Raw genomic sequence first — 22,133 nt, 5'->3', positions numbered from 1 at the left:
ATTGATTCACTGTTAAATATACGAAAAAAACAATCGCAAACAAAGGATTAATCATTTGACAATCAGAATGTTAATCACCTAACTTAATGACATTGGGCTAAAGCCCGTTCCTATTGATATTGTTGAAAATAATGTTTGTGTTATTTGTGAATAATATTCGTGTAATTTGTGTTAGAAAATTATAATTTTAGACCAACTATTACTAGAATTTTCGACTCTGCTCAGCGTAACATTGCTACAAATTTGCGGTTAAATAATACGGTTAGTATTAGAAATGTCATGCTGAGCGTAGTCGAAGCATCTATTATACATTTAAAAAGATTCCACGTTTCACTCTGAATGACACAAAGTGCATTACTTCAAACTTCTCACCGTAACATCCGGTGCCTGACCCTGAGGAACAATAAAAATAGCATGATCACTAATAGTATCTCCTGCATCAAAATAATAACTTCCGGTGACAGGAATCATCCCATTGGTAAATTTTCCTGATTTATCATAAGCAGAATAGGTGACATTGATGATCTGTGCTTTCATTTTCAGTTCAATCTTTTTTGAGGTTAGTTTGGCTCCGGTTGCATTGATGCAGTCTAATTCTACAAGACCAATATTACTGACAATTTGTGGGAAGGAAGACAATCTGATATTGTATGATTTATCTGATGTATTTTTTACCGTAGCAGAAACTTTGTAACGGTCATAAGGTTTTCCGCCTGCCTCAATACTTTCTTTATTGGTAATGTTAAAAGTGACGCTCATGCCGTTGACCTCTAGGGTCTGACCATCCGTAATTTTCTGAGCATTCAGTGAATTTCCAAAGCTGATTACTGCAAAAAACAGAAATAAAAGAATTGAATTTTTCATATCGTAATTAGTTTATATTGTGTTTAATAATACTTAAAATTACGAAAATTATTCATAAAAAATAAGATTTGAAGAATGACTTATATTAGCTTATTCTATCATTATATTGACTTGCAATTAATGTATGTGATTCTATTTTCATTAATTATTAATCTTCTACATTCAGGATTTCTTTATGCTCTTTTCCCCATTTTTCGAGCTCTTCAATAATAGATTTTAGTTTGTAGCCAATCTCGGTGAGTTCATATTCAACACGGGGAGGAACTTCTGCGAATACCTTTCTTGTAAGGATTTTATCTTCTTCCAGCTTGCGAAGTTGAAGCGTGAGCATACGTTCGGTAATATTGGGAAGACATTTTCTCAGTTCGCCAAACCTTAGCTTTCCGTTGATGAGATAACAGCAGATGGCTAAAGACCATTGTCCGCCAATAACATTGGAGGCATAAATTTCCAGACATACGTCAGCAAGGGCTTTTTTGTTGGCAAAATTGGTGGATGTTTCCTTTATTTTAGTCATTACTTACATTTTTTATAGTACCGTACAATGGGGTACTACTATTGAAAATGTAAGTTACGTATATTATTTTTGCAAGAGAAATTTAAATACAATGAAAACATTAGTTATAGTCGTTCATCCACAAATAGAAAAATCTGTCATCAATAAAAGATGGATTGATGAATTAAATAAATACCCCGAAAAATATACGGTTCATGAATTATACCAAGCATATCCTGACGAAAAGATCGATATTCTAAAAGAGCAAAAACTGATAGAATCTTATGATAAAATAGTTTTTCAGTTTCCGTTTTATTGGTTCAGCAGTCCGCCACTTTTAAAGAAATGGTTTGATGAGGTGGTATTGTATGGCTGGGCATACGGAAGCAAAAGCGGGTACAAAGTAGAAGGGAAAAAGATCTCTTTGGCCATCACCGCAGGAATTGATGAAAAAGGCTACAGCGCATCCGGAAAATATAAATACACGATGAAAGAACTAACAACTCCTTTTGAACTAACCTTCGATTATATAAAAGCAGACTACAAAGAGCCGTTTGTCTTTTACGGAATAGAGCAGGACGCTTCTGAAGAAACCATTGAAAGAAGTATACCGTTGTATTTTGAGTTTATTGATGGGTTGTAGATACTGATTTTGTATCCTGTGTTTGCCTTAGGAAAGTGTTTTAACGCAAAGATTTATTTTTAACTCTGGGTATTTAAGGGAGCAAAGAAGTGAATCAATATAATTGATTCTTAAGAAGTTTAGTTCATCAGCGACTTTGTTGTATTTCTTTGCTCCTTAAAAATAATATAGTTGTATAGTAAAACTTTGCGTTTTAAAATGAAGTTTAGGATTTATACTGTCTGTCATTTCGACGGAGGAGAAATCTATATAATTTAATAAAGGTGATTATTAATATCCATATCCAACATAATCAATGCCTTTTTCCTTAAAGAATTTTTTGTAATTTTCAACTTCTTCTTCAATCTCTTTAAGACCTTCTTCAAGTCTTTTTTTCTCAAAAAGCCATGTTTTTCCGGTATTAAGATTTATCCATTTTATATATTTGTTGTCAATATGTGAAACTTTTATACCCTTAATCCATCCACTGCATTCCGGAACTCCACAACAACATGAAAATATTTCAAATTCTCCGTCAGAATATATACTATTGTAGAATTCTTCAGTATTAATAATATCGCTGTCAGCATAAGGTTTCTCAGTATTAAATCTAATTTCAAGATCTCCCTGCATCCATATATTATCTTCCCTCATTTGGCATGCAGTAACTACCAATTCTAAATAAAAGGTATCTAGTGGTTTATCCATCTAATTTGTTTTAAATTATTATATTAATCTTTTAAATATTTTTTAATTTGATTACTGTCAATATCAAAAGGAACTTCTCTATATTTCCAACCATTTTTAGGGATTTTTAATCCTACATAATCATCGTAGATTGGATATAAATCAAGTACTTTCGCATTTTTAGGCTTTACAGAATCATAGATGATTAAAAATCTATCTCCTTTTTTATATGAAAAGTTAGTTGTACCATTGTAGACTTTGCTATTGAGGTTATAGCTGTAATCTGTTCCCACACCATTATTATTTTTCTGATGCCAATCTGTAGTGGCTATAGCAACAGTATATTTAGGTCTTTCAAGCATTTTATTAATCCACATTTTTTCATATATAAAACCAAAAATGAAAAGCGACATAAGTAGAATTAATATTATGATAAAAAAATTTTCAGTTATATATTTTTTTATTTTAAAAAGACTATTCATTTAATTTCTTTTTAAAACAATATCAATTCTCCTTTCCGCTTTTTCCTTTGAAATTCCATTATAGAAATCATTAACAAAAGGATGGTCAAAACTTTCATGCGGATGAATAAAAGGTCTTCCTATTGTATTGTTTACAAATACATCAGTAGGAATACTTTCTTTAAATTCATAATCAGGGAGATAGTTGGAGAGCCATCCGAAATATCCTCCTTCAAAATCTTTATTGTCATAATTTTCAACGTATTCATTGAAGCTTTTCTCACTTAACGAAACCCAGATTCCATATTCAAGATCTTGGCAACTGTCATTGACTTCCTGCACAAGAACGGCTCGAATAAAATAGCAGGTTTCGTCGGAATACTTTATAATACACAAATCAGAGGTTAACTCTGTGTTTTCTAATTCTTCTTCAGACAATTGAAAATACGGATATGGAGCAGAATAAGCTATGGCAGGCCAGTCTTCTTTTTCTTCGCCGCAGCATTGGCAGATGTATTTCGTCATTTATTCAAACATTTTTTTAGTTGCGTGAGGTATTATGAAATATAAAGTCTCCGTAGAGCCGTCTTCAAGATTTGCATCTAGAATGTCAATGAAATATCCATTTTTATCTTGTCCGGAACCCATCTTTCCTATATTAGCCCTCATTGCTTTATTTATAAAATCCTGCCCATCTGCGGAATTTAGTGCAAATGCTGCGTTGTCTATTGATTTTGCATCTCCCGAGTAAATCATAGATTTAAAAATCATTCTAGCTTTTACGAGATATGCATTGGCGAATTCTTTATTACTTTTTTTATAGTAAGCATAAGATACCTCATATAAGGTTTTTATATCGAAAGGGTGGTTTTTAAGAAATTCATTACCATCTTTTATCACTTGATCGAATTTATTTTCATCATTAAGTTTATATAAATTTCTTCCAAAACTAATGTCTTTGTAGGGTTTATAAAACTTATTGCTCGTAAATCCAATTAATAAAGATAAGATTTGTTTATCAGTAAGAGTTGTATCTATTTTATTATATCTTTCCAAAAGATTACCATAATAAATGTCTGATTTATTATTTTTTGTTTCTTTTAAAATATTTTCAAAATCTCTTTTGTAATTAAAATTTTCTTGGCTAAAAATGAGCAAAGGAATAAAAGAAAATAGAATGATAAAGTGTTTCATTATTTGTTATAATATAATTTCAAAAATACTCAAATTCCCTTACCCCACCGTCTTCGTATCCTCTTCCTTTAATATTTTTTTCTCTTTCATAGAAAGCATCATTCTTTCGTATTTGTATTTCTCCCAGTCGAATTGATTAAGGAAATCCAGAGCGGCTAGAAAACCTTTGTTGAAAAGCTCTTCTTTTTCTTCTCTTTTCATAAAGAAATTAAGCCAGCTGCTGGTTCCACAATTTACGGTTTGAATGCTGTACAAATGGTAAAAAGTATGTTTGGTAAGAAATGATTTATCGTTAAAACCTTTTAAAGTATCGATGATATTTCCGGCAAATGAAAAGGGTGTTTTCAGGATTTGTTGACTGGTTTTTCCTTTCTCGGAAAGGATATCGGAATCATTGGTGAGCTGTACACCAAACAAAGGCATTCTGGGATAAAAAACATCGCTTGAATGGAAAAGATCAATGGGGAAATTAGAAATACTTCCGCCATCAATAAAAACACCGACAGGGTAGATGTCTTCGGGCTTAGTATTCATCCAGAATCTCCATGCATATTTTACTGAATCATCATTTTTATCAATTGTTTTCTGGAAGGGTTCAAAAAAGAAAGGAACCGACATGGAAGCACGCACGAACTCGGCGGGACTGATGCGTTTCAGTTCTTCCTCAGACCAATATAAATTGGCCATTGTTGGGAGTTCAACTTTTATTTTTGCATTGATATCGGTGGTGATAACAATGTATTCTGATTTAAGTAAATAAAACGGATTGTTTTTGTAATAATCATTATTAACCGCACTTTCGTAGAATATTTTATACTGAGTCTGGTCAATATGTTCTATATTTTTTGTTTTAATAGCTTCTATACTTTGTAAAGCGATGTTATAATATTCCTGATTATTTCCGTAACGATAGTTGAGGTTAAGCTCATGTTCTTTTTGTATGAATTTTTCATTGAGTTCGGCCACTGTTTTGATTCCGAATCCGTTCATCACATCCGTCATTTGATCTAAGAAAACTTTTCCGGGATTGAGCCCGCTGTTCTGTTTTTTGAAATCATTGTAAAACTTTTTAATACAAAAGAACGCAATGGTAATGGGAATAAGTGGAACAAGAAAAAGGAGTTTTGCATTCAGGGTTGTTTCCGAAGAAAGCGCAAATGGAATAATCACAAGAATAATCATCATCACAGCTGCAATAATGGCATTTATTTTTAGAAAATTTTTATTATTCAACATCGCATGAATGGTGGTTTTTACGTACGTTTTTCCATCCATAAAATCAGCAAAGTTCCAGTTGAAAAGAATATCTTTTATAACTTCACTTTTAGATTCTTCTTTGGTTTTGCAGGCAGCAATTAACATGGTATTGATTGCACCGGCACTCGTTCCCGCAATTTTTAGAAAACGAACTCCGAAGATTTCCAATCCATACAGATAACCCACCAATGCACTTCCCCAAACACCGCCGCCTTCCTGCACAAATTCTACATATTGATTTCCATGAGCATCCAAAAGATCGGAAAACTCTTTGGATGAAATGTTTTCATGCAAAGCCTTGAGCTTTTCTTTTGATTCTTGAGAAAGAACATTTTCTTTAATGATTGTATTAAGGGTATCGGTTTTCATGGTGGTTAGTGGTTTTTTGCTTAATGGTAAACGTAAAAATGGTGTCATTGCGAGGAGCGAAGCGACGAAGCAATCTCTCAAAAATAATATTGAATTTAATATTTTAAAATAGAAAAGATTGCTTCACCTTCGGTTCGCAATGACATGTCCGGTTTAGCTGGTTTAACTTAAAAAATAAATTAACAAGTGCTTATTTATATTCCTACCATTGCTTCCTCCTTGCATAAATAAAAGTACAGATCACGATCAGCGCCATTAAACCTAGCGTATAATAATAGCCATGTTGGGTATGCAATTCAGGCATATTCTCGAAGTTCATCCCGTAAACACCTGCAATAAAAGTGATTGGTAAAAAATAAACGGAATAGATGGCCAACACTTTCATCACCTGATTTGCTTTTTGATCTGAAAGCGCTAAAAACATCCCGATTAAGTTGGTAATTTGGATGTTGAGATGATCAAAATCTGCTACAACATCTTTGTGTTTATCTTTTAAATCTACTACTTCAGAATCTTGTAATCCTAACAGTTTGAATTTATCAATGGCATCTGTTGAGATGGTTAAGACTCTGGAATTTAATCCGGATTTTCTTTTCAGTTTATACAATCTTCGGATCTGATTGGTGTGGTTTGTATTTTTAAGGAAGATCTCATTTTCAATATTATCCATCGTTTCCATTAAGCTTACCGCCTCATCATCAAAACTTTTCATCATCAGTAAAGCAATCATTAATGCAATGTTCTGCGCCGTGGTTTCTTCTTTTGAATTGGAAAGTTGTTTTTTCGTTTCATTAATACTTTTCGTTTTCATCCGGTGGATGGTAATGATAGTTTTATCCAACAAAAAAACGCCAATCTTGGTACTGATGTCGCTAATGGTGTTCAGGTTTTTTCTTTCAAGTTCGGTGCTTTCTCGAAAGAGGAAAAACTTCACGTTTCCGTCTTCTTCGTATTTGGGTAGGTGATTAGGGTCTAAGGTATCTTCCAGAAGGAGATTGTTGATCTCATATCTTTCGTGAAGAAATTTCATGTCTTCCGCTGTGGGAGCTTCTACATCCACCCATTCGCATTGGGAGTCTCTGTATATCGTATCAATTGGCATAAAGTAAAAATACTAATATTTTGAAATACTATGTGTTAAATAAGTTTTATCTTTGCCAAAATTAAAAAACTATATGATTAAAAGTACAATAAAAGGGATCGGATTTTATGTGCCGGATAATGTTGTAACGAATGATGATCTAGCCAAATTAATGACCACAAATGATGAATGGATCACGGAAAGAACTGGTATTAAGGAAAGAAGACACCGTGTTAATAGAAATGACTCTCAGGAAACAACCGCTTATTTAGGTTTTAAAGCCTCTGAAAAAGCAATAGAAAAAGCTGGTTTAACGGCTAAAGATATAGATTATATTATTTTTGCTACTCTTTCTCCGGATTATTATTTTCCTGGATGTGGAGTGTTGCTTCAGGATATGTTAGGTTGTGATACCATTGGGGCATTGGACGTTAGAAATCAGTGTTCAGGGTTTGTGTATGCGATGAGTGTAGCTAATGCTTTTATTAAATCAGGAACTTATAAAAATATATTGGTGGTAGGCGCTGAAATTCATTCTTTCGGATTAGATTTTTCTGATGAAGGAAGAGGGGTTTCTGTAATTTTCGGAGATGGGGCAGGAGCAATTGTTCTTTCTGCAACGGAAGATGCCAATGCTGGAGATATTTTAGCAATGAACATGCATTCTGAAGGAAAATATGCTGATGAATTGTGTACGCAGTTCCCGGGTTCTAAATACGGATGGAGCGACAGAATGAGAAAGGAACCTGAGAATGTAACGGATAAAGAAGTGTACCCAATCATGAACGGTAATTTCGTATTCAAACATGCGGTAACAAGATTTCCTGAAACCATGCAGGAAGCGTTGGACAAAGCAGGAAAAACCATTGAAGATCTTGATATGTTTATCCCACATCAGGCGAATTTAAGAATTGCGCAGTTTGTGCAACAGAAATTTGGGTTGCCAGATGAAAAGATTCACAATAACATTCAGAAATACGGAAATACAACGGCAGCATCTATTCCTATTGCGTTAAGCGAAGCCATTGAGCTGGGTAAAATCAAAAGAGGAGATTTAGTTCTTCTTTCCGCTTTCGGGAGTGGATTCACTTGGGGAAGTATTTTATTTGAATATTAGAATAATTGATGTCAATATAAGCAAAGGCGAGAATTTTTTTCTCGCCTTTTTGTTTTCCAAAGCTATTTAGATTAATATTTTGGTAAAAGTAATTTTTTATATGCTTATCAATTAAGCAACATAACAAGTGTTGTACAATCTTCAAATCGAAAGAGGAGTTAGGGGTTCGTCTTTTTTAATGTTAAAGTTTTACTTGATAAAGCGATTTTTTACAATATATTTTTTCTAATTAATTAACGTACTTTATGGCATAGTCTATAATTATAATCCTTTTGTTTATTGCTTTTTTTGTTAAATTCAATTTTCCAATCTAAATTTTTATTTCACTAAAAAAACACATTTGTATTCATTATATGTTAATATTTATATTATATGTAGTGTGTATTATTATTTTTAGCTGTTTTTTTTGTATTTTTACAATCCCTCAATTGTAATTTATTTAAAACTTAAAATATGAAAAAATTCAGTTTATCAATTATTATTGCACTATCAGCATTTTGTAGTAAAACTAATGCTCAGGTAGGTGTTAATACCGTTGTGCCAGCAGCCTCACTGGATGTAACGGCTAAAAATACAACAGGAACTACGAGTAATGTAGATGGACTTCTTGTTCCTCGTGTAGACCGACAAAGAGCCCAAAGTATGACAGGAACTCCAACTTCTACTTTAGTTTACGTAAATAGTGTTGCTACAGGTACTCAGGCGGGTACTGCAGTTAATATTGATACTATTGGCTACTATTACTATAATGGTGCAGCTTGGATAAAGCTTCCTGTTAACTTGTATAATTCAGACGGAGCACTTTCAGGAAACCGTATAGTAGCACAAAATGCTAATACATTAGCCTTTACTGGAACATCTACTAATATGTATTCCATCAATGCACCTACCTTTTCTGTAGATGCTGCCAATAATAGGGTGGGGATAGGAACAACAGCTCCTGTTAATACATTACATACAGTGAGTGCTGCCAATTCTTCATCTGGCTTTAGTTTTAACTTAATGGATGCTCCAATACCAAATACTGCCGATGATGCGCTTTTAAGATTAAGAAATACGGCTGTCATGACGACAGGAAATAAAGCAGCATTAGGGTTTTCTAATAATGGTCCCACTTCAGGAGGTCCTAGTTGGGAGATAGGTTCTATTCGTACAAGACCAGCGGCTAGTGGGGGAGATGATTTTTTCGTATCAGTTTCTACAGGAGGGGCGCAAATACCACGTGTAAGAATAAATGCTAATTCAGGATTTGTAGGAATTGGTACAGGAACAGCTGACCCTACTGAAATGTTACAGGTTGTCGGAAATATCTTGGCTTCAGGAACAATAACACCTTCCGATATTAGAATAAAGAAAGACATCACAGACAATTCTTATGGCTTAAAAGAACTATTGGGCTTACGTACTATTTCTTATAAATATAAAGATGAAAAACTGAGCCACGATAGAAAAATTGGGTTTGTAGCACAGGAAGTAAAAGAGGCCATCCCGGAACTTGTAGTCACAGCGAATGATAATATGAAAACGTTGGGAGTAAATTACGCAGAAATGACTGTTGTACTTACAAAAGCAATTCAGGAACAACAGAAAATGATTGATAACCTAACAAAGAAAGTGGAAGCACAGCAGGTACTTATTGATGCTCTAAACTTAAAAACTAAATAGGAAGAATCTGGTTGATTTATTTCTATCATTAATTCATACGATTACAATTTTTAATTAAATAATAATAACAAATTGTTAATCAGTCTTCAAAAGAAAAAGACGAGTCATTGTGGCTCGTCTTTTTTCGTTGTTAGATATTTTAGGAGATAAAATGGTTGTTTTTAATCTGTTTTTCCCAATCACTTAGCTTACTTTATGCAATTGCAAGTGCCTATAATCCCTATAATTGTTATATTTATTATCAAATTCATTTTGTGATATATCTTTTGTTTCCGATGAAATAAAAGATTAATATAAGATATATGTTGATATTTTAATAATATATAATACATATTATAATTTTTTAACTAATTTTTTTTATACATTTACTATACCAAAAACTTTAACATTACAAAACTTGAAAATATGAAAAAATTAACTCTTTCAATTGTTATTGCGTTATCCGCATTTTGCGGTAAGGCAGAAGCTCAGGTAGGTATTAATACAGCTTCACCCGCTTCTTCACTTGACATAACAGCTAAAAATCCTACGGGAACCACAAGTATAGTAGAGGGGGTTCTTATGCCTCGTGTAGATCGCCAACGGGCACAGAGTATGACAGCAATTCCTACTTCTACTTTGTTATATGTAAATAACGTCGCTACAGGAACCCAAACTGGAACTGCGGTAAATATAGATGCTGTGGGATATTACTATTTTGATGGGGCTACATGGGTGAAATTATATAATCCGAATAGTACTCCCTTTGGATTAGGGAATATTTATACTACAGACGGTACACTTTCAGGAAATAGAATAGTAACACAAGGAACTAATACAATAACTTTTACAGGTACTGCTGTAAATGCTTTCTCAGTAGCAGGATCTAATTTTTCAGTAGATGGTACTAATAACAGAGTAGGGATAGGGACAGCTACTCCATTATCAAAATTTCATGTGAACGGGGGCGAGTCTCGTTTTAGTAACACAACTTCTGCTTGGGCATTAGGACCAACTACGGGGGGAACTACAGGATCCTTAAATTCTTTTGAAGTTGTTGACCGTGTAAATAACATTCGAAGAATGGTTTTTAATGACAATGGAGATGTTTCATTAGGAGGAACAATTGTAAATAATGCAGCAGGTGGAGTTGTTTCTATCAGATCAGGAAATGTAGGGGTGGGTACTGCCACTCCCCAAAAACAGCTCCATGTTACAGGTGCTTTACAGGTTACTAATGAACTTAATGTAGGGGGAAGTGCTTCTACTGCAGGAAGCGCAGGTGCTTCTGGTGAAGTATTGGTTTCTGGTGGAACAGGTGCAGCCCCGTCTTGGCAGCCTTTAGCTGCAGTAAGTGGAACTATTGCCGCTGTGTATTATGTACAAGGTACTACTGCTGCTACAATTAATGCTGGTGCAACAGCAGATGTACCAGGGGTTACTCTCACAGTAGCGGTACCGGCAGGACGTACACAGACGTTTCTATTTAATATTTTAGGATATGCTCTAGGTCTCCCTGTTGATGGAGTAGCTAGACAAGGTGCATTTTCTTTATTACAAAATGGAGTTAAAGTTTCTTCAGCATATACATCTATGGTTGGGGTAGGCGGAGGCTTAAATAATTTACCTGTTCCGGTAACATTTTTAAAATCAATAACATTAACAGCAGGTACATATACTTTTAAGGTTCAATATTCTTCCTGGTCAGGTAACCAGACAGTTAATTATAACCCAACTAATTACGCAGGTTATAACGGTGATACCGAGGCAATGCTAACTAAAATGCAGGTGATGGTTGAAAACAACTAGACGATTCTAAAAACACAAAAAAATCCGCTATTCCCTTAGCGGATTTTTTGTTTCAATTACATGCTGTGCACATCTATTTTAACTTGAATTCACAATCACTTTAATGATTCAGTTATTTATATTAGTGAAATAGTTTATTGGCTATTTGGTCTTTTTACAATTTCATGAAAAAATAGTATTTATACTGAATGGAAAGATAAAATAATGGCTTAGTTTTGAATCCATAATCAATGAAAACAATGAACTGTAATTCAGAGTCAGTAATTCAGAGAACAATATTGAAATATCCTCAGATTTTAATACGTATTCTTACATTGGCTCAGCAGTTTAAAAATTTTGAATCTATGAGAACAAATATCTTTATCATCATAGCCTTTATCATGTATGGGCTAGGGTTTTCTCAAGCGAGAACAGCAAATGTAAATATGGCGGCCAATTCTCAAAAAACAGAGAATATCACCGCTGTAGAAACTCCTGCAATTGGAGATATTAAGAATGATATACAGTCAATAGATCATAACGGATGGTATCTAATGAACGGACGTGCGATTACAGATCTACCGATGTCTCTACAGAAAAAGGCAATTACATTAGGGTTTAAAGAACGTCTTACGGAGTCTGAAAGAAAAGAACAGCAGGTAGCAGCTATTAATGCTGAAAATGGAACACCCCCTAAAAATGGACAAACATTGAATATAAATAGATCAGGATCAGTAAGTGGGAGATCGGGATCAGTAAGCGGTAAATCAATAGCTGAAGGGGCAACTCTTGTTTCTTCGGATGCAGCTTCCAATAGATTTATTTACTTAGGAGAGTAGAAGGTATAGAAATAGAAAAAGCCACAGATAATCTGCGGCTTGTCTATATATTTTGATGAAAATTAAAGAGTCTTTAATAGCTTTTCGGTTTCAGAGAAATCTTCGCCAGCACCTTTTGCCAGTTCAATTGCTTTTTCTGCCCATATTTTAGCGTTCTTTTTATCTCCAATTTTGTTGTAAAGATTAGCTAACGTATCTGTATTTGCATAGCTTTGTTTCTTTTTTACAGATTCCTGAGCCCAAGCTACTGCTTTTTCTAAAGAAGCCTTATTGTTTACGTTTTCAAAGAAGTTCCAGGCAATGGCATTCAGTTCATCTGAGTTTGCTGCAGAATAATCTTTATAAAGCTCTAAAGATAGTTTTTCGTACGTAGGGATATCTTTGTTTTTTAAAGCTCTGTTTGATTTTGCTCTTTTTAAGATCTTTTCAGCTTCTTCTTTGCTTAAAAAGCTTTGTGTTTCTGTTAGGAAATAAGCGTCATTCCATGTTTTAGAATCAGCGTTGTATGATTTTTTAACAATGGTTGTAAGCTTGATGTTTTTGTCAAACATTTGATACTTATCTTCAGGAAGTACTTTTAGGATGTCTGCTTTTTTATCTTGGAAAATTTTGTACAACGGGCTTTCTGTGCTTTGCGTTCCTGCAAGTAGCATCTCAACATCTTCCTGATCCATGCTTGGTTTAGATTTGAAATAACGGTCTAATACTTTACCTGTAAATTCGGCATCTGTATAAAGAGTAAGTCCTGCAAGATTTTTTAGAAACTCAGGATTTTTTTCTCCGTTTTCAAATTGTTGTTTTAAAGAGGCCAATCTTTTATTGGGATCTCCGGCATCTTTTGCAAACTGTATAAAGTCTTTTTCTTCTACATACCCTAAAGTTCTGTGTACCTCTTCTCCGTTTCCGTCAATGAATAAATAGGTTGGGAAAGCTTTTACGTTGTATTTTTTAGCAAGACCAACGCCTTCCCCTTTTTCCATATCAATTTTAGCATTGATGAAATGAGCGTTATAATAATCCCCAACAGATTGAAGAGGGAAGATATTTTTCACCATGAGTTTACATGGTCCGCACCAAGAAGCATAGGCATCTACAAATACCAATTTATTTTCTTTCTTAGCTTTTGCCAGAATAGCAGCAAAGTTGCTGTCTTCAAATTTAATTCCTTGCGCCAATGCAAGAGCCCCGATAAAAAGGGATGAGAATATGGCTATTTTTTTCATAAATACTTTTTATTGATTGCAAATGTAATAATTATGTAAATACATAAGTCGTAATCAATAAAAATTAGTTACATCATTTTTCTTTTGAAATAAAGATTATTTTACTATTAGAAATTTGTTATCCTATTCTCGGTATTAAAATTAATGCAAAAGTGATTTATTGTTAAAAAAGTTAAATATATGATAATGTTTTAGTAAAAAATAAAATATCGTTACTTTTGTAAGAACTAAAACTAAATACCATGATAGTAATGAATTATTATAAAACAAAAATAATAATTTATTGATTTATGCTCAAAATCCTGAAAGGCCTTGTGTTTTTTCTAATCACAACTGGCTACATATACGCTCAAGATGATTTTGATTGTATATACGATAAAACAACAGCAAAAACCAATCAACAAAAACTGCCGGGTGCTCTGAAAACGGCGGACTCTCTGTATCGGTCTTCCCAAGATCCTTTACACAAGATGAAGAGTCTGATGCTCACTGCTCATTTATATCAACAGCAGGGAGATTTTAAGAAAGCCATTTACTATGCAGAAAATGCTGATTTACTTGTTAATAAAGTAAATGATCCGGACTTAGCTTCCCGAATTACTGAATTTCTTGCCCGCCAATATAGATTGGTTGGCCTTCGCGAAAGATCAAAAAAATACATTAACAAAGGCTTTGAAACAGCCAAAAAAATACAAGATCTTAAAAGGTATAATGAAACACTGGGAATTCTGAATCAGGAATTGGCTCACTGTGAAATGGAACTTGAGAATTATCCAATTGCTGTAAAGTATCTGGAAATATCTTTGGATTTCTTTAAAAAAGCAGGAACAATGGGAGAGGAAGTGGTTACCGCAGCTTCTTACCGATTATTGGGAGATGTTTATTTTAAACACAATAATTATATTGTATCTGAAAACTATTATAAAAAGGCAGAAGCCCTTGTAAAGGAAGAATCATGTCTTTTGGGCTGGATTTATAATGGATTGGGAGGAATCAGGCTGAAGCAAAAACTTTGGAAAGAAGCTGAAACCTATCTCAGCAAAGCCGAGGATATTGCAGAAAAATACAATCATCTGGATCTTAAAAAAATGGTGTATGCTAATATTAATGATTATTACGAAGGAATAGAAGATGCCGACAATGCTTCAGTATATGCCGTAAAATATGTAAAAGTGTATGAGCAGATTAATGCTAAAAATAATGCATTTATCAATGGGAAATTAAATACAGACCCGGAAAATAATAGAAATGGTGAAATAAGTATTGCTAAAAATATTGCCATTGTTATTCTATGTATTGCTTTGGGAGGATTGTTCATCTTTTTTAGATCAAAACAGAAAAAACAACGCTCAAAATTTCGCACCATTATTAGAAGTCAGCAAAAACTGACAGATAAGGAAACTAAAGAAATAGAAGAATCTGAATTTTCTAATATCTCTGTAGAAGAAGTTGATGATAAAGAAAAGGAAATTGGCAAAAAGCGAACTGAATCTTTAATGACGCCTGAAACGGAAGCCAAACTGTTGGAGTTTCTCAATGATTTTGAAAAAGGGAATCTATATAATAACAAGAATATGTCTCTTCCTTTTCTTTCGGGAGAACTTAATACCAATACAAAGTATCTTTCTTATGTAATCAATCAGCATAAAAGTTCAGATTTTAAAACGTATATCAATAGGTTGAGGATCAATTATATTGTAGACAAGCTTATGAATGATGATAAATACAGACAATATAAGATCAGTATCTTAGCAGAAGAATGTGGTTTCTCTTCACATAGTAAATTTGCCTCTGTCTTTAAAGCTGTTACTGATTTATCTCCTTCTGCTTATATTAAGCTTCTAGAGGCTGAAAACCAATCAGATAAGGTTGTTCATTTTCAGGAAAATAATTAATGTGTTAAGCCAATATTAACAAGTTCTTTTCATTTTCGCGAAAACAGACAGACATTTATTTTACGTAAGATGGTCACTTTCATATATTTGCTTCGGTTTTACGGGACAGATAGTTATACTGCAATTTGTAGTGATTTTAGCTAAAAAATAATTGTTTTGAATTAAGTCTTGTAACACCCACACCTAAACACTAAAACTAAAACTACTAGCGGGTGTAAAATATTGAGGAGTATTTTGCACTTAAATAACCATTAAACTAGTAACAAATTAAACGGATGAAGACAACTTTAACAGTCGTTATGGCTTCTGTATTATCAAATTTTGCCTTTGCGCAGATAGGTATTAATACAGCGGATCCTATAGCGAGTTTGGATGTAAGCGCGAAAATGCGCGATGGATCTACAGCGGAGGGTATACTGCCCCCGAGACTCACAGGAGAACAAATTAAAGCAGGAGATGCTAAATACTCAAACATGCATGCCGGAACTATTGTTTATGTAACAGCTCCTGTAAATGGAGTAACTTCAAAAACAACGAATGTTAGTTCTCCAGGGCTTTATGTTTTTGACGGAAAAATCTGGCAAAAAATGACGCAGGGAGATGAAAAAACGATGAGCGTTAAAATAGCCGGTGACATCAAAAACTCAGTAAGAACAACAGATCACAACGGGTGGTATTTATTGAATGGTAGAAGTGTTTCTACTCTTTCAGCAGAAGCCCAAGCATTTGCAAAGACTCTTGGTTTTACAGATGTTTTACCAGATGCTACGGATAGAGTATTAAAAACCAGACGTGGTGCCGAACCTTTAGGAAGCGAAGGTGGCCAGAACTCAATAACTCTTACAAGATCTAATCTACCTAATGTTACGTTTGCAGGTATCGTAAGTGGTATCGCTGAAAGCGGTGGAGCACATACCCATGCGGCAGGAGAGGGGGGGTTCCTATTAGGAGGTACTTCTGTAGGAAATAATGGTAGCGGTGAATATACAGGTACCGGAAGCCCTTCTTCATGGGGTGGAGTTGGTACTCTTCATACTACAGCAACAAGTGGTGCCCATACACACGCACTAGCTGGAATCGCTACAGTGGCTTCAGGAGGTGAAGGAAACTCTTTGGATAACAGATCTGCTTATCTGGTAGTGAATACTTTCATTTATTTGGGAGAATAAACAAAGTAGTAAAAATATTAATACAATATAATCGGGATGATTGCCCGGTTTTTTCAGTCAAGTTTTTTTAAGTGCAAAACCGCAGGATGCCTGCGGTTTTGTTGTTTATTTTGTTTTCTCAACCTTCACTTTTGCAGTGTCAGCAGGAATGGGTTCAGAATTAGCAACGGCAGAGTCTCCCATACTATTTGTCATAGCGCTTTTATCATGCTCCTCTTTAAATTCTTCCCTGTTGGCTTTTTTATCTGCACAACTTCCTAAAAAAAGTAAACCTAAAACGGCTACGATCAATAATTTTTTCATAATAATTTCTTTTTGATGTTTAGTATTAACCAAATATAACGATTAATAAGATAAAAAATGTTTCTTGTAATTTCGAAAAAGTTAGGTGAGCCACAAAGTGATGATTGATATCAAAGTAGAATGAAAATTCTATCAAAAATATTCAGAGATTGCTTCATTGCTTTGAATGATTGACACATATAAGAATAACCAACAAATAAAAAAATCCACAGAGCTTTCATCTGTGGATTTTCCATGTTAAAGTTAGACTTTCTAGTTTTGCTTTATTTTGTTGCAGGAGCAGTAGTACTATCCATCTTCATCTTGATGTTATCAGGATTTGTTGTTGATGTAACTGCCGAGTCTGTAGTAGATGTTGAAGATTGCATTTTATTTTTATCTACCCTAGCTGAATCGGAGCTACTAGACGACATTGATGATTCTTTAGTTCCGCAGCTCACTGCAATTAATCCTAAACCTATACTTAGTAACAAAAACTTTTTCATAATATTTATCCTTTAGTGTATTGGTAAATATTCAATAACTATTCCCAACTAGGTTTATTAATTACTAAATTATCAACAATATAGATTAAATTTTGTTAAAAGTTGATGAGATGGAAGGAATGGTGGCTTAGGCTAGACATTGGAAATCTAACATGTGATAATTAATTTTCAGAGAAGGCACAGTGTGGCGATTAAAATTAGGGTAGATGAATCCTATCAAAAAATATTCAGAGATTGCTTTACTTCGACAGGCTCAGCACAGGCTAGCTTTGCTCCTTGCAATGACTATAAAAAAAGCCCCGAAACCAAAGTTCCGAGGCTGTATATAATGAATGAACAAATTACTCATTGCCCATTACTTATTACTCATGATTATCCAAGATATGGGTATTTGTAATCTTTAGGAGAAACAAAAGTTTCTTTGATAGATCTTACAGACGTCCATCTTAGTAAGTTCATTTTAGAACCTGCTTTATCATTTGTTCCTGAAGCTCTACCACCACCGAAAGGTTGTTGACCAACAACAGCACCAGTCGGCTTGTCGTTGATATAGAAGTTTCCAGATGCATTTTCTAATGCTTTGAACGCTTCATTTACTGCGTAACGATCTTGTGCAAACACAGAACCTGTTAATGAATACGGAGAAGAAGAATCAACCACTTTCAATGTTTCAGCCCAGTCTTTATCTTCGTAAACGAAAACAGATAAGATCGGTCCGAAGATTTCTTCAACCATACTTTCGTATTGAGGATTTGTAGTTTCAATCACTGTTGGGCTTACAAACCATCCTTTAGAATCATCTACTTTTCCACCGATCACCACGTTTGCTTCGTTTGATGCATTCGCTCTGTCGATATATCCTTTACATTTTTCGAAAGAATTTTTGTCGATAACTGCGTTTACAAAGTTTGAAGGATCTTCTGGAGAACCAATTTTAATAGAAGCAATCTGAGTTTCCATTACTTTTTTCACCTCAGCCCAAAGAGATTGAGGAATATAAGCTCTGGAAGCAGCAGAACATTTCTGACCTTGGTATTCGAAAGAACCTCTTACCAAACCTGTTGCAACAGCTTCTACGTTGGCAGAAGGGTGAGCGATAACGAAATCTTTTCCACCCGTTTCTCCAACAATTCTTGGATATGTTCTGTAGTTATGAATATTATCACCAATCATTTTCCACATTCCCTGGAATACTTTTGTAGAACCTGTAAAGTGAAGTCCTGCAAAATCTCTGTGTGCCAATACTTTCTCAGCAGTTTCTTTTCCATCTGTGAAAACCATATTGATAACTCCTTTTGGAAGACCAGCTTCAATAAGAACATCCATGATTACTTTAGCAGAATAAATTTGCTTATCAGAAGGCTTCCAAACCACTACGTTTCCAAGCATTGCCATACACGTTGGCAAGTTTCCTGAAATAGCCGTAAAGTTGAACGGAGTTACTGCAAAAACAAATCCTTCTAATGGTCTGTATTCTACACGATTCCAAATTCCTGCATCAGAAACCGGTTGCTCAGAATACATTTCTGTCATAAATTCTACGTTGAATCTCAAGAAATCGATGAACTCACAAGCTGCATCAATTTCAGCTTGGTGAACATTCTTAGACTGTCCGATCATCGTAGCCGCGTTGATTACATCTCTGTAAGGTCCAGCCAATAGATCAGCAGCTTTTAAGAAGATTGCAGCACGGTGTTCCCAACCTAGCTCATTCCATTCTTTTTTAGCAGCCAATGCAGAATTGATTGCATCATCTACATGTTGCATGGTACCTCTGTGGTAAAAACCGAAATCATGCGCATGATCCTGAGGTGACTGAAGCTGAACGGTATCACCAGTTTTTACTTCTTTACCATCAATAACCATTGGGATTTCTATTTTCTCTGCCCACATTTTTTTGTATTGAGCGATAAGGCTTTTAACCTCTGGAGAACCCGGTGCGTAAGAATTTACCGGCTCATTTACTGCAAATGGTACTTGCGAAATTGCTTTTGACATATGTATATGTTTTAATTTAAATACTATTATACAAATTTACGCTTTCCTTTTGAAAAGAACAATTCTGATAAAAATACTTCATCTTATTAATCTATGATAATGATTATATTTGATTTGTTCTTACAACCTTATAAAATGAAAAAAATAATTCTCATTCTTTTATGCTTTTCACAAACTGTTTTTGCTCAGCGCAAGAAAAAAACGGTTGAAGAAATCCCATTAAAACAGCAAATAGAAGAATATAAGATTCCTGAAGATCAATTATTGAATGGTACTTTAAAAGGCTCCAAGTGGTATTTTGATATGAAAAATGATAAGGAAGCTGAGCTGTATTTAGATAAAGACAATAGAAAACCGGATGTTTTAAATTTTGTTGATGGCAAAAGATTTCAGATTACTATAAATCAGGGAAACTGTAAAAGTGTAATCAAAGGGACGTATGAAATTAAGAAAATGAACGATGGGAGCACAACGGTACAACTGGGTCATCATCCTTTTAAAATAACGTCACCTCCTAAAAAATGTGTTGCCAAATTATATGGATTTTTGTCCGGAGCAATTGATATTACTGTTGATGAAAATAGACAAATTATTGAAATGAAAGAAGGTGAAAATTTTCCACCAACGGTTCCTGGGTATTAATATTTTGAACTGATTTTATTTTAATTAAAAAACAATTTTAAATATCAATAGGAATGGACTTTAGCCCATTTTCTCTTTTGAATAAACGAATCTGGCTTTAGCCAAAATCTAAATTTTTAGTTTTTTTATAATGTATAACAGCTGTTAACATGAGATGGTTTGTAAAAATTGACATCGAAGTGAATTAACTATTAACCATTTACTTTTAACACTACATTTTTTCCGTTTCCAAAATTTTAAGCACCAATTTTTCTTCCTGAGTAAGATTTGCCTTTCCATCATTTTCTTCAATCTGTTCTAATTCATCAAGATATTTTTTGATCGAATTATTTTCATAAAGGTTGATGACTAAAGGGTGAACATAATATTTTCTGCAAACTGTGCTCGTATTTCCTAGATGAGAAGCTACCATTTCTAAGGCTTCTTTTACTTTTCTTTTGTATTCGGTATTGCTTTCTGCGTAGCCGATTTCTTTAAAAGCAATTAAAGCATTCACGGTTCCAGACCAGGTTCTGAAGTCTTTCGCGGTAAAATCTTCACCGCTTATTTCTTTGATGTAATTATTTACCATTCCAGAATCTATCGAATGGCGATTATCATCTTCATCCAAAAATTGAAAAAGTTCTTTCCCCGGAATATCTTTGCATTTCTGAACCAATCTTGAAAGCCTTCTGCTTTTAAGATCAATTTTGTGCATAATTCCTTTTTTACCTTTAAATGAAAAGGTCATTTTTTGCCCTTTGATTTTTACGTGCTTGTCTTTTAACGTGGTAAGTCCAAAAGAACCATACAGTTTTTCGTAGGCATTGTTTCCAATTCTGATATTGGTACGTTGCATTAAACTCACGATCAGGGCTAAGATCTTTCTTTTTTCGAAATTTCTTAAGGCAAGATCCTGTTCAATATGAAGGCGTATTTCAGGTAAAGCATACCCGAATTGCAACATTCTGTAAAATTTAGTGTGATTTCTCAATGCGCTCCAAAGAGGATGGTAGCGGTATTGTTTTCTTTTTTTTGCATCAAAGCCTGTAGCTTGAAGATGGCCGTTATCTAAAGCACAAATCCATACATTCTCCCAAGCTGGTGGAATAACCAATCCATTGATTCTTTTGATTTCTTCTTTGTCTTTGATTTTTTCGCCGTCTTTGAAATAAGCATATTTTTTACCTCTTTTTTTTCGAATAATACCCGCAGATTCTGCGTCGGACGTGTAAATTAGATTTACCGCCCTTGCAGAAGCCTCCGGATCTTTCATAATTTTGACAATCTTAGAAGGTTTAAGGTGAGAAATGATGTCTAAGTCTGAATTGTCCATAAAATCTGGTTACGAGTTCTTACCCCTAGAAAATAGCCATATGATAAGGGCTATTACGCCTACTACTAAAATAATTCCCCACCACATTCCTGCTTTAAAAATTGTCTCTACTGCTTCACAGCTTGTTAGCAATAACAAACTGAATATCGTCATACTGTATAATGATAATTTTTTCATGATAATTTATTTTTTTGATGTCTATTATTTTAAATTCTGTGTTGGTCTGGTCTCCAATTCCTAATGGATTTTTTTATTTGATCTCCTGAAAGATTCTCTTCAAGCGCTTTGTTTAAAAGATTTTTAAACTCATCATCGTATGCGAATCTAAGCGCTGCAATCTGGCTGAAACTTAATTTTCCTTCCACTTCATCAGATCTTTTATTGAAGATCTCAAAATATCTTTGTTTAAACTCAAGCCGTACCAAACGGTTTTGAAGTCCCAACGCATAATGCTGCCGCGTCATAATAGCCAGATACAAAATCAGGAAGATGACCACTGAAAATAAAGTCCAAGTCAGCTTGTTTTCCACGTCACTAAAAACTTTATAGATTCCAAAAACTTCCAATAGAAGTAATAAGGGAAGATAAATGAAATGATGTGGCGGATAAAATTTCCTATGATTTTTGTAATTCTGTATCTCCATGATGTAAAATATAGCAAGAATCTTTCCAAAAGGTTTAAAT

Annotated in this window: 22 protein-coding genes; 8 read left to right on the top strand and 14 right to left on the bottom strand. The window is 34.1% G+C overall.

Features of this window, described 5'->3' with window-relative positions; genetic code table 11:
* Positions 1–354 precede the first annotated feature (354 nt).
* Both BUB80_RS06400 and BUB80_RS06395 read right to left on the bottom strand, forming a co-directional pair.
* Positions 355–864 carry a hypothetical protein gene (locus tag BUB80_RS06400; protein ID WP_073291974.1) on the bottom strand — a complete coding sequence of 170 codons (510 nt, stop codon included), beginning with the start codon at positions 862–864 and terminating at the stop codon, positions 355–357.
* A 148-nt stretch (positions 865–1,012) separates the two neighbouring features.
* Positions 1,013–1,381, bottom strand: coding sequence for a winged helix-turn-helix transcriptional regulator (locus BUB80_RS06395; RefSeq protein WP_073291972.1), 369 nt, complete (start codon positions 1,379–1,381; stop codon positions 1,013–1,015).
* A gap of 91 nt (positions 1,382–1,472) precedes the next feature.
* Between BUB80_RS06395 and BUB80_RS06390 the strand changes: the two genes are divergently transcribed.
* The gene (locus BUB80_RS06390; RefSeq protein ID WP_073291970.1) at positions 1,473–2,003 is read left to right on the top strand and encodes an NAD(P)H-dependent oxidoreductase; all 531 of its coding nucleotides are present in this window, start codon (positions 1,473–1,475) and stop codon (positions 2,001–2,003) included.
* 270 nt (positions 2,004–2,273) lie between these two features.
* Here the strand turns inward: BUB80_RS06390 and BUB80_RS06385 are convergent, their stop codons facing one another.
* The 6 genes from BUB80_RS06385 to BUB80_RS06360 form a co-directional block, all read right to left on the bottom strand.
* Positions 2,274–2,690 (bottom strand): hypothetical protein, encoded by a 417-nt coding sequence (locus BUB80_RS06385; protein WP_073291968.1) that lies wholly within the window; start codon positions 2,688–2,690, stop codon positions 2,274–2,276.
* A gap of 23 nt (positions 2,691–2,713) precedes the next feature.
* On the bottom strand, positions 2,714–3,046 hold the full coding sequence (locus BUB80_RS06380) for a hypothetical protein (protein ID WP_139262568.1): 333 nt from the start codon (positions 3,044–3,046) through the stop codon (positions 2,714–2,716).
* Positions 3,047–3,151: 105 nt separating this feature from the next.
* Positions 3,152–3,655: a DUF2199 domain-containing protein gene (locus tag BUB80_RS06375; RefSeq protein ID WP_073291965.1), complete on the bottom strand. Its 504-nt coding sequence runs from the start codon at positions 3,653–3,655 to the stop codon at positions 3,152–3,154.
* Positions 3,656–4,324: a DUF4919 domain-containing protein gene (locus tag BUB80_RS06370; RefSeq protein ID WP_073291963.1), complete on the bottom strand. Its 669-nt coding sequence runs from the start codon at positions 4,322–4,324 to the stop codon at positions 3,656–3,658.
* Between the two features lie 39 nt (positions 4,325–4,363).
* A complete protein-coding gene (locus tag BUB80_RS06365; RefSeq protein WP_073291961.1) occupies positions 4,364–5,950 on the bottom strand; it encodes a patatin-like phospholipase family protein in 1,587 nt (528 codons plus the stop codon).
* Between the two features lie 202 nt (positions 5,951–6,152).
* Positions 6,153–7,052: a magnesium transporter CorA family protein gene (locus tag BUB80_RS06360; protein ID WP_073291960.1), complete on the bottom strand. Its 900-nt coding sequence runs from the start codon at positions 7,050–7,052 to the stop codon at positions 6,153–6,155.
* 73 nt (positions 7,053–7,125) lie between these two features.
* Here BUB80_RS06360 and BUB80_RS06355 point away from each other — a divergent pair, with 73 nt between their 5' ends.
* The 4 genes from BUB80_RS06355 (at position 7,126) to BUB80_RS06340 (ending at position 12,419) form a co-directional block, all read left to right on the top strand.
* A complete protein-coding gene (locus BUB80_RS06355) occupies positions 7,126–8,148 on the top strand; it encodes a 3-oxoacyl-ACP synthase III family protein (RefSeq protein ID WP_073291958.1) in 1,023 nt (340 codons plus the stop codon).
* A gap of 453 nt (positions 8,149–8,601) precedes the next feature.
* Positions 8,602–9,813, top strand: coding sequence for a tail fiber domain-containing protein (locus BUB80_RS06350; RefSeq protein ID WP_073291956.1), 1,212 nt, complete (start codon positions 8,602–8,604; stop codon positions 9,811–9,813).
* Positions 9,814–10,218: 405 nt separating this feature from the next.
* Entirely contained in the window at positions 10,219–11,601 is a 1,383-nt protein-coding gene (locus BUB80_RS06345; RefSeq protein ID WP_073291954.1) for an autotransporter outer membrane beta-barrel domain-containing protein, read from the top strand.
* Positions 11,602–11,945: 344 nt separating this feature from the next.
* Entirely contained in the window at positions 11,946–12,419 is a 474-nt protein-coding gene (locus BUB80_RS06340; RefSeq protein ID WP_175549571.1) for a hypothetical protein, read from the top strand.
* A gap of 62 nt (positions 12,420–12,481) precedes the next feature.
* Here the strand turns inward: BUB80_RS06340 and BUB80_RS06335 are convergent, their stop codons facing one another.
* The gene (locus BUB80_RS06335) at positions 12,482–13,642 is read right to left on the bottom strand and encodes a thioredoxin family protein (RefSeq protein WP_073291951.1); all 1,161 of its coding nucleotides are present in this window, start codon (positions 13,640–13,642) and stop codon (positions 12,482–12,484) included.
* A gap of 290 nt (positions 13,643–13,932) precedes the next feature.
* Here BUB80_RS06335 and BUB80_RS06330 point away from each other — a divergent pair, with 290 nt between their 5' ends.
* Both BUB80_RS06330 and BUB80_RS06325 read left to right on the top strand, forming a co-directional pair.
* Entirely contained in the window at positions 13,933–15,537 is a 1,605-nt protein-coding gene (locus BUB80_RS06330; protein WP_073291949.1) for a tetratricopeptide repeat protein, read from the top strand.
* Positions 15,538–15,812: 275 nt separating this feature from the next.
* Entirely contained in the window at positions 15,813–16,706 is an 894-nt protein-coding gene (locus BUB80_RS06325; protein WP_139262566.1) for a hypothetical protein, read from the top strand.
* 105 nt (positions 16,707–16,811) lie between these two features.
* On the opposite strand, the gene BUB80_RS06320 is transcribed toward BUB80_RS06325, so the two are convergent.
* The 3 genes from BUB80_RS06320 to pruA all read right to left on the bottom strand — a co-directional run bounded on the left by BUB80_RS06320 (position 16,812) and on the right by pruA (position 19,492).
* Complete coding sequence (locus tag BUB80_RS06320) at positions 16,812–17,009, bottom strand: hypothetical protein (RefSeq protein ID WP_073291995.1); 198 nt, start codon at positions 17,007–17,009, stop codon at positions 16,812–16,814.
* A 263-nt stretch (positions 17,010–17,272) separates the two neighbouring features.
* A complete protein-coding gene (locus tag BUB80_RS06315; RefSeq protein ID WP_073291946.1) occupies positions 17,273–17,494 on the bottom strand; it encodes a cytochrome C551 in 222 nt (73 codons plus the stop codon).
* A gap of 372 nt (positions 17,495–17,866) precedes the next feature.
* Positions 17,867–19,492 (bottom strand): L-glutamate gamma-semialdehyde dehydrogenase, encoded by a 1,626-nt coding sequence (gene pruA / locus BUB80_RS06310; protein WP_073291944.1) that lies wholly within the window; start codon positions 19,490–19,492, stop codon positions 17,867–17,869.
* Positions 19,493–19,627: 135 nt separating this feature from the next.
* Between pruA and BUB80_RS06305 the strand changes: the two genes are divergently transcribed.
* Positions 19,628–20,134 (top strand): hypothetical protein, encoded by a 507-nt coding sequence (locus tag BUB80_RS06305; RefSeq protein ID WP_073291942.1) that lies wholly within the window; start codon positions 19,628–19,630, stop codon positions 20,132–20,134.
* 211 nt (positions 20,135–20,345) lie between these two features.
* On the opposite strand, the gene BUB80_RS06300 is transcribed toward BUB80_RS06305, so the two are convergent.
* The gene (locus tag BUB80_RS06300; protein ID WP_073291940.1) at positions 20,346–21,449 is read right to left on the bottom strand and encodes a DNA topoisomerase IB; all 1,104 of its coding nucleotides are present in this window, start codon (positions 21,447–21,449) and stop codon (positions 20,346–20,348) included.
* A 206-nt stretch (positions 21,450–21,655) separates the two neighbouring features.
* Complete coding sequence (locus BUB80_RS06290) at positions 21,656–22,093, bottom strand: DUF6526 family protein (RefSeq protein WP_073291937.1); 438 nt, start codon at positions 22,091–22,093, stop codon at positions 21,656–21,658.
* Positions 22,094–22,133 lie beyond the last annotated feature (40 nt).

This window comes from Chryseobacterium polytrichastri, assembly GCF_900142445.1.
Lineage (GTDB): Bacteria > Bacteroidota > Bacteroidia > Flavobacteriales > Weeksellaceae > Chryseobacterium > Chryseobacterium polytrichastri.
This window is presented reverse-complemented; position numbering and strand designations above follow the sequence as displayed.

Excerpts from the sequence above, each read along its gene's own strand:
- BUB80_RS06400 (WP_073291974.1), bottom strand. The coding sequence starts at position 864 with ATGAAAAATTCAATTCTTTTATTTCTGTTTTTTGCAGTAATCAGCTTT.
- BUB80_RS06395 (WP_073291972.1), bottom strand. The coding sequence starts at position 1,381 with ATGACTAAAATAAAGGAAACATCCACCAATTTTGCCAACAAAAAAGCC.
- BUB80_RS06390 (WP_073291970.1), top strand. The coding sequence starts at position 1,473 with ATGAAAACATTAGTTATAGTCGTTCATCCACAAATAGAAAAATCTGTC.
- BUB80_RS06385 (WP_073291968.1), bottom strand. The coding sequence starts at position 2,690 with ATGGATAAACCACTAGATACCTTTTATTTAGAATTGGTAGTTACTGCA.
- BUB80_RS06380 (WP_139262568.1), bottom strand. The coding sequence starts at position 3,046 with ATGTGGATTAATAAAATGCTTGAAAGACCTAAATATACTGTTGCTATA.
- BUB80_RS06375 (WP_073291965.1), bottom strand. The coding sequence starts at position 3,655 with ATGACGAAATACATCTGCCAATGCTGCGGCGAAGAAAAAGAAGACTGG.
- BUB80_RS06370 (WP_073291963.1), bottom strand. The coding sequence starts at position 4,324 with ATGAAACACTTTATCATTCTATTTTCTTTTATTCCTTTGCTCATTTTT.
- BUB80_RS06365 (WP_073291961.1), bottom strand. The coding sequence starts at position 5,950 with ATGAAAACCGATACCCTTAATACAATCATTAAAGAAAATGTTCTTTCT.
- BUB80_RS06360 (WP_073291960.1), bottom strand. The coding sequence starts at position 7,052 with ATGCCAATTGATACGATATACAGAGACTCCCAATGCGAATGGGTGGAT.
- BUB80_RS06355 (WP_073291958.1), top strand. The coding sequence starts at position 7,126 with ATGATTAAAAGTACAATAAAAGGGATCGGATTTTATGTGCCGGATAAT.
- BUB80_RS06350 (WP_073291956.1), top strand. The coding sequence starts at position 8,602 with ATGAAAAAATTCAGTTTATCAATTATTATTGCACTATCAGCATTTTGT.
- BUB80_RS06345 (WP_073291954.1), top strand. The coding sequence starts at position 10,219 with ATGAAAAAATTAACTCTTTCAATTGTTATTGCGTTATCCGCATTTTGC.
- BUB80_RS06340 (WP_175549571.1), top strand. The coding sequence starts at position 11,946 with ATGAGAACAAATATCTTTATCATCATAGCCTTTATCATGTATGGGCTA.
- BUB80_RS06335 (WP_073291951.1), bottom strand. The coding sequence starts at position 13,642 with ATGAAAAAAATAGCCATATTCTCATCCCTTTTTATCGGGGCTCTTGCA.
- BUB80_RS06330 (WP_073291949.1), top strand. The coding sequence starts at position 13,933 with ATGCTCAAAATCCTGAAAGGCCTTGTGTTTTTTCTAATCACAACTGGC.
- BUB80_RS06325 (WP_139262566.1), top strand. The coding sequence starts at position 15,813 with ATGAAGACAACTTTAACAGTCGTTATGGCTTCTGTATTATCAAATTTT.
- BUB80_RS06320 (WP_073291995.1), bottom strand. The coding sequence starts at position 17,009 with ATGAAAAAATTATTGATCGTAGCCGTTTTAGGTTTACTTTTTTTAGGA.
- BUB80_RS06315 (WP_073291946.1), bottom strand. The coding sequence starts at position 17,494 with ATGAAAAAGTTTTTGTTACTAAGTATAGGTTTAGGATTAATTGCAGTG.
- pruA (WP_073291944.1), bottom strand. The coding sequence starts at position 19,492 with ATGTCAAAAGCAATTTCGCAAGTACCATTTGCAGTAAATGAGCCGGTA.
- BUB80_RS06305 (WP_073291942.1), top strand. The coding sequence starts at position 19,628 with ATGAAAAAAATAATTCTCATTCTTTTATGCTTTTCACAAACTGTTTTT.
- BUB80_RS06300 (WP_073291940.1), bottom strand. The coding sequence starts at position 21,449 with ATGGACAATTCAGACTTAGACATCATTTCTCACCTTAAACCTTCTAAG.
- BUB80_RS06290 (WP_073291937.1), bottom strand. The coding sequence starts at position 22,093 with ATGGAGATACAGAATTACAAAAATCATAGGAAATTTTATCCGCCACAT.